Source organism: Novosphingobium sp. PhB165 (assembly GCF_004341845.1).
Taxonomy (GTDB): Bacteria; Pseudomonadota; Alphaproteobacteria; order Sphingomonadales; family Sphingomonadaceae; genus Novosphingobium.
Window position 1 is genome coordinate 150,115 of record NZ_SLVB01000009.1, and the last position, 6,815, is coordinate 156,929.

General features: G+C 65.9%; 5 protein-coding genes. All 5 read right to left on the reverse strand.

Features of this window, described 5'->3' with window-relative positions:
* Window position 1: 1 nt before the first annotated feature.
* The 5 genes from EDF56_RS21685 to EDF56_RS21705 all read right to left on the reverse strand — a co-directional run bounded on the left by EDF56_RS21685 (window position 2) and on the right by EDF56_RS21705 (window position 6,778).
* The gene (locus EDF56_RS21685) at window positions 2-676 is read right to left on the reverse strand and encodes a response regulator transcription factor (RefSeq protein WP_132391478.1); all 675 of its coding nucleotides are present in this window, start codon (window positions 674-676) and stop codon (window positions 2-4) included.
* Between the two features lie 9 nt (window positions 677-685).
* Entirely contained in the window at window positions 686-2,071 is a 1,386-nt protein-coding gene (locus EDF56_RS21690) for a TolC family protein (RefSeq protein WP_132391480.1), read from the reverse strand.
* Entirely contained in the window at window positions 2,068-5,169 is a 3,102-nt protein-coding gene (locus EDF56_RS21695; RefSeq protein ID WP_132391482.1) for an efflux RND transporter permease subunit, read from the reverse strand. The genes EDF56_RS21690 and EDF56_RS21695 overlap by 4 nt, the downstream gene beginning before the upstream one ends.
* Window positions 5,169-6,149: an efflux RND transporter periplasmic adaptor subunit gene (locus tag EDF56_RS21700; protein ID WP_132391484.1), complete on the reverse strand. Its 981-nt coding sequence runs from the start codon at window positions 6,147-6,149 to the stop codon at window positions 5,169-5,171. Before EDF56_RS21700 ends, EDF56_RS21695 begins: the two co-directional genes overlap by 1 nt.
* A 272-nt stretch (window positions 6,150-6,421) precedes the next feature.
* Window positions 6,422-6,778 carry an Arm DNA-binding domain-containing protein gene (locus EDF56_RS21705; protein ID WP_132391486.1) on the reverse strand — a complete coding sequence of 119 codons (357 nt, stop codon included), beginning with the start codon at window positions 6,776-6,778 and terminating at the stop codon, window positions 6,422-6,424.
* Window positions 6,779-6,815: the final 37 nt, after the last annotated feature.

The window sequence follows — 6,815 nt, forward strand, 5'->3', positions numbered from 1 at the left end:
CCTAGCGGCTCCGGATCATGTAGCCCGCCCCCCGGATCGTCTCGATGGCATCTTCGTCAAAGCCCGCATTGAGCTTCGACCGCAAGCGGCTCAGGTGTGTTTCGACGATGTTCGTCTTGGGATCGAAGTCGAAATCCCAGACCCGCTCCAACAACATTGTACGGGTCATGATCCGTCGGGGATTGCGCATGAGTTCCGCGAGAAGGGCAAATTCACGCGGTTGCAGGGCTATGCGCTGGCCCTGCCGATCGACCGTCCGGCGGTGCAGGTCGAGCATGATGTCGCCCACTTCCAGCGTGTGTGCTTCGGCACGGACGGCGGGACGCCGGGCCAGTGCATTGATCCGCGCTGAAAGCTCGGAAAAGGCAAAAGGCTTCACCAGGTAATCGTCCGCACCTGCATCCAGCCCGTCCACGCGATCGGCGATCCCGCCGACTGCCGTTAGCATCAGCACCGGGGTCGCATCACCGGCGGCACGCATGGCTTTCACGACCGAGATGCCGTTGAGCCCCGGTAGCATGCGGTCCACGACAATCACGTCGTAACCGCCGCCCGTCGCCTCGAAGAGACCTTCCCTGCCGTCGCGGCTGAGAACGACGGAATGCCCCGCCTCTTGCAGTCCGCGTGAAACGAACCTGCCGGTTTCCTCGTCGTCCTCGATCATCAGGATTCGCATGAGGATAGCCTAGTCGCTCTCCTGCCCCGCGCGCCAGCCACCGCCGAGCGCGCGGAACAGAGAAACTTCCGCGGAGGAAAGGGCAAGGTCGCTCTGCGCCTTCGCCAGCCGCGCATTTGCAAGAGTGCGTTCGGCATCGACGTGGAGCAGCCCGGAAGCCTCGCCGAGGCGCACGCGTACCGCCGTCCGCCGTAGATAATCTGTGGATTCAGCATCTGCCTGACCCAGAACGCGATTGCGCCGGACTTCGGCGTCGTAGGCGGCCAGCGCCGTCTCGACTTCCCCCAACGCTTTTAGAATCACCGCGTCCCATCCAGCCAGCGCCGCCTGTTCTGCGGACCGCGCCTGCGCCAGCTTCGCCCTGGCCGGTCCCTGATTGGGGAAGGCCCAGCTTACGAGCGGCGAGGCAACCGCATCGAACCCTCCGGCAAGCAGGCCCAGGGCACCGCCCAGATTGACCCGCGGATAGAGGTCCGCCCTTGCCACACCCACGCGGGCGGCGGCAGCGGCGAGTCGTCGCTCGGCCTCGCGAATGTCGGGACGCCGCAGGAGCAGCGCCGTGCCATCCCCGACCGGCGCAGGCGCGGCGAGGCGCGGCGGCCGATTGCAGGCAAAGCCATAGCCCCGCGCTTCCGCCGGAGGTCGCCCCTGAAGCAAGGCGATGCGATAGAGGGCAGAGGCCCGCTGCGCCTCATAGGGTGCGACGACTGCGCGCGAGGACGCCGCAAGCGCCGCCGACTGCGATACTTCAAGCGGCGAGACTTCGCCCGCGCCGAGCTGCTCGCGCACGAGTTCCAGTGAACGCTCCTGCGCCGCCACTATGCTTTCCGCCTCGCGCTTGGCCTGGCTCGCCGCGCACAGATCGACATAGGCCTGGACCATGTCGGCCACGACCGTCACTTTCACGGCATCAAGCGCAGCCTGCTGGACATCCGCGTCCGCTTGCGCGGCCAGCGCACCCGAGCGCAAGCGGCCGAACAGGTCGATGTCCCAGCTTGCCGTGGCGGCAATGTCCCAGTCGCTGGCGGAAACCGATGCTGCGCTCGGCTGCTTGCTGGGATTGTCGAGCGTCAGTGCGCTTTCGATCGTCGTCGTCGGCAGGCGGGCCGCCTTGGCCGCGCGCAAAGCGGCGCGCGCGCCGTCGAGGTTGGCATAGGCGACGCGCAAATCGGCATTGGCGGCAAGGCTGCGTGCGACGAGTTCATCGAGCTGCGGGTCCGCATAAAGGCGCCACCAATCGTCCGGCACCGGCGCGATCGACGCTACCGGCAGGCTGGCGAAGGCTCCGGTAGCACTCGGAGGCGCGGCCGGAACATGAACCTTCGGCGCGGTCATGCAGGCGGACGCCGCAAGGGCGAGAAGCGGCGCGAGGGGCCGGCCGAACCGCGCGCTCATGCCAGCGCCTCCCCACTCTGCTCGCTTCGAGCGCGGCGCTCCTCACCGAAGCGTCCATAGAGCGATGGCATCAGGAAGAGGTTGAGCACCGTCGAGGAGATCAGCCCGCCCAGGATGACGATCGCCATCGGATGCTCGATCTCGTGCCCCGGCGCATTGCCCGCGACGATCAGCGGCACGAGGGCAAGGCCCGCGCAGGTCGCCGTCATCAGGATCGGCACCAGCCGTTCCTCGGCACCGCGCAGCAGCAGTTCCCGCCCGAAAGGCATGCCCTCTTCTCGTTCCAGATGACGATAGTGCGAAAGCAGCATGATGCCGTTACGCGCCGCGATGCCGATCACGGTCACGAAACCGACCAGCGAACCCAGCGACAGCACGCCTCCGGTAAACGCGACGGCAACCACGCCGCCAACAAGCGCGAACGGAAGGCTGACGCTGACGAGCGCGGTGATCCGACGTGAGCGGAACTCGATCCATACCAGCAGCATGACGCCCATCAGACAGAGGGCTCCGGTGGACCAGAGCCGCTGGCGCGTTTCCTTGAGCGCCGCATATTCGCCCAGCACTTCAGGGTGATAGCCTGCCGCAAACTTCACATTGCCGACAGCCGCCTCAACCTCGCGGGCCACGGTGCCGAGATCGGCGCCCGCAACATTGAGCGTCACATCAAGACGGCGCTGGCCGTTTTCCCGCTTCACTTCGTTGGGGGCGGGAACGATTTCCACGTCGGCCACGTCGGACAGGCGCACCGGCGCCCCGGCGGGCGACTGGATCATCAGGTCGCGCAGAGCGTGAACATTGCCGCGCACCGCAGGCTCTCCCCATATCGCCACGTCGAAGGCCCGCTGGTCGCGGTAGATTTCGCCAACCTTCTGCTGCGCAACAAGAGTCTGAGCCTGCCGCCGCACTTCGCCCGCCGTCAGGCCGAGCCGCGCCAGTTCAGCAGCCCGCGGATGGATGCGCACCTGTGCAACCAGCACCTGGCTTTCCAGCTTGAGATCGGCAACCCCTCGGATACCGGCAATGGCACTGCGAACGCGTCCCCCGGCAGCGCGCAGTTCGCCCTGATCGGGACCGTAGATCCGCACGACGACCGTGGCTCCGGCACCGGTAAGCACTTCCTTGATGCGCTCTCGAAGGTAAGTGAGCACGTCACGGAACAGGCCGGGATAGCCGTCGACCACTTCCTTGATCCGCTTCGCAGAGCCATCGTAGTCCGCCTTTTCGTCAAGGCTGATCCACAGTTCGGTGAAGTTGGGGCCGACCACTTCGTCGGCCTGTTCGGCGCGGCCGATATGGGCGCCGAAATTGCGCACGCCGGCAATGGAGCGCAGTTCCTTCGAGGCCCGGATGGTGATGCGTTCCATCGCCTCGATCGAAGTGCCGGGCTTTTCGACGAAGTGCATGAGGAAGTCGGTCTCGCGAAAGTCGGGCAGGAACTGGTCCTTGAATGTCGCATAACCGACCCCCGCCAGCACGAGCCCGGCGGCCACGACCCCAACTGCAAGCTTCGGCCGCTCGATGACCGCCGGCAACGCGCCGACGTAGCGGCGCTTAAGCCAGGCGACCGCGCGGGTTTCGCGCTCGGGCTTGAGTGGAGCATTCGGCAGGAGCATCAGGCAGAGTGCCGGAGTAACGGTCAGTGCGACAAGCAGCGAGGCCGCGATGGCAAGCACATAAGCGATGGCGAGCGGCTGGAAGAACGTTCCCGCAAGGCCGCCAAGGAAGAAGATCGGCAGGAATACCAGCATCACGATCAGCGAAGCGAACACTACGGCCGAGCGGACTTCGAGCGAAGCGGTCAGGACGACTGCAAACGCGGATCTCGGAATTTCCGCCTCGCGGTTCAGGCGTAGCCGGCGGGCGATATTTTCCACGTCGATGATGGCATCGTCGACGACCTCGCCCAGCGCGATGACAAGTCCGGCGATGACCATGACGTTGATCGTCGCGCCGCTCCACAGCAGGACCAACCCGGCTCCGAGAAGCGACAGCGGAATCGCGGTGAGGCTGATCACGGCCTGCCTCCAGTCACGGGTGAACAGGAACAGCACCGCCGCGACCAGCGCGCAGCCGATCAGCAGCGCCTGGGTCAGGTTATCGATCGAGCGTTCGATGAACGTCGCCGGACGGAAGATGGTGGTATCGACCTTCACCTCGCCAAGCCCCGACTTCAGTTCGGCGATGGCCGCCTCGACCGCGCGGGTGAGTTCGAGCGTGTTGGCGGTCGGCTGTTTCTCGACGATGAGCATGATGCCCGGCACATCGTCGATGATCGCATTGCCGATCGGCGCGGCATAGCCGTCCTGGACGCGGGCGACGTCACCCAGGCGAACCGGAGCATCGCCGCTCTGCTTGACGATCGCCTGCGCGAGCTGCTCTGCATTCTGCACCATGCCCGCCTGCTGGACGGCAATGCGTTGGTTCGGCGTATCGATGAAGCCACCGCCGCCCACCAGCACCGCGTCCCCCGCCGCCGCACGCACTTCGGCAAGCGTCACGCCCGCCGCCTGCAACCGGTCGGGATCGACAAGTACCTGGAGCTGGCGGTCCCGCTGTCCCCAAACCGCGACATTGGCAACGCCCGGTACCGCCATCAACCGCGGCCGGATGGTCCAGCGCACAAGTTCGGAGAGCTTCATCTGGTCGAGCTTGTCCGAGGTCAGCCCGATCTTCATCGCGCGGCTGGTCGAGGATAGCGGCGGCATCAGCACCGGCTGACGCGCGGCGAGCGGCAGGCGCGCCTGCACTTGCGCCACGCGTTCGCCCACCATCTGGCGCGCCCGCATCACATCGGTGCCGCGCTGGAAGAGGATCTGTACCGAGGACAGGCCGAGCACCGACTTGGAACGCAGCGTCATCAGGTCTGGCACACCGTTAACCGCGGTCTCGATCGGGACGGTGACAAGGCTCTCGACTTCCTCGGTTGACAGGCCCGGCGCTTCGGTCTGGATCTCGACCATGGGCGGTGCGAATTCGGGAAAGACGTCCAGCGGTACATCGCGGCCAGCACGCAGGCCGAGCACGATGAGGAGGGCTGCCAGCGCAAGCACGAGGACGCGCTGGATGAGGGCGAAGCGAACGAGACCGGCCAGCATCAGTGAGCCGCTCCAAATTCGGTGCCGAACAGTTCCGCCGCGCCGACGGACACGATCTCGGCTCTGCTTTCCAGCCCGCGCGCGAGCAGCGCCTGACCGCCGGCTTCCGAAGCTACCTCCACACGCTGACGTACGAAAGTATCCTTTGCCGTGCGGCGATAGACCCATTCGCCGCCGTAAATGTCGCGCAGGATAGCGGAGGACGGAATCGTCAGGCCCGCATTCCGGCCCGCCATCGGCAGGTCCACTGAAACACGCTGGCCGACCCGGAAGCTCCGGTCGCGATTGTCCAGCGCATAATAGACGTCGACCGTGCCTGCGGCGGCGTTTGCCGAGGGCGGCGCCGCTACCGGGCGCGCGCCCCGCGCAACCTCCTGTGCGCCGATCGCCCGCACCATAGCCGCGGCCCCTCGCGCCAGAGTGCCCAGGTCACTTGCGAAGACCGAAGCCCGCACCCACAGGGTCGCCTGATTTCCCAACGCGCCAATAGCAGGCCCAAGCAGCCGACGCTGCTGCTGCGCCGCGTCTGCCAGGGCCTGAGCCGCAGCCAGAGCGGCAAACGCTTCATCGCGGGCGCGCGCGCTTCCGGCCTCTTCTCGCACGAGGGCTTCCGCCCGGCTTAGCCCAATGCGTGCCAGTCTGGCCTGGGCCTGGGTACGCGCCACTTCGCCGTCTGCGGTCGCCTGTTGCGCACCGATCTGCTGAAGATTGCTGAGCGAACCGGTCGGCACGCCATTGGCAGTGATCGGCGGCACCACCACCTCACCCGAAACGCTCCGCGTCCGCGGCATCGAGCCAATACCGACGCGGAAAATCTCGATGCCGAGCCGCTCCTGCGCCGCCGACGTCAGCTTCAATCTCAGCAGTTCCGTCTCAAGCGCGATAAGCTCGGCATGGGACGGAGCAGCCGCCTGCCTGGAGGACGGTTGCCCACAGGCGGCTACGGCGATCGGAAGGACCAATAGGAGGATCTGACGCATGGCGCATGCGCTACCCGATCATCATTGGGGGACGCTGGAGGCCCCTATACAAATTCCCAATGTTGAGATTGCCTTGCGCCAAGATCGCAGATTGCTGCGGCAAGAGGCGACACTCGCCGGCACAAAATTGGCCAGCCTGAACCAACGGTAGCTTCGCCCATTGTGCCATGCATAAGAGACTTACCGGTCCGTCCGACGGCACGGCCCTTCGGGTCGGCAGGTGCCGGCACTGCGGGAACGGCCTGTTTAAGGAGACGCTTTGCAGTTCGATCTCAGCCGGAATAGCCGCTTCCCTCGGAATTATCGCCGGCCGTCTCGGCGGCCGATGCGCCCGCCGACGGCCGGCTAACTCGCCCGGCGGATGGCTCGACGTTACGCTGGACAGCGGGATCCTTGCCTGCGGCGAGCAACACCTTGGCCTCCTCGCGCCTGGCACGCGCGTGAGCCATCGACACCTTCGGGTATTGGCCGAAGCTGAGGAGCTTTTCCTTGCCGTCAAAGCGGTACTTCATGCGCCACAGCTTGGAGCCGTTAGGATGGACGAGGACATGCAAGCCGCCGCCATCGGCGGGCTTGTAAGGCTTGCCGCGCTTGGCGGCATATTTGACCTCGAGTTCCGTGAGCGCCATGGGTCGTATCCATCTGGGGGTATCGGCCCAAATGCTA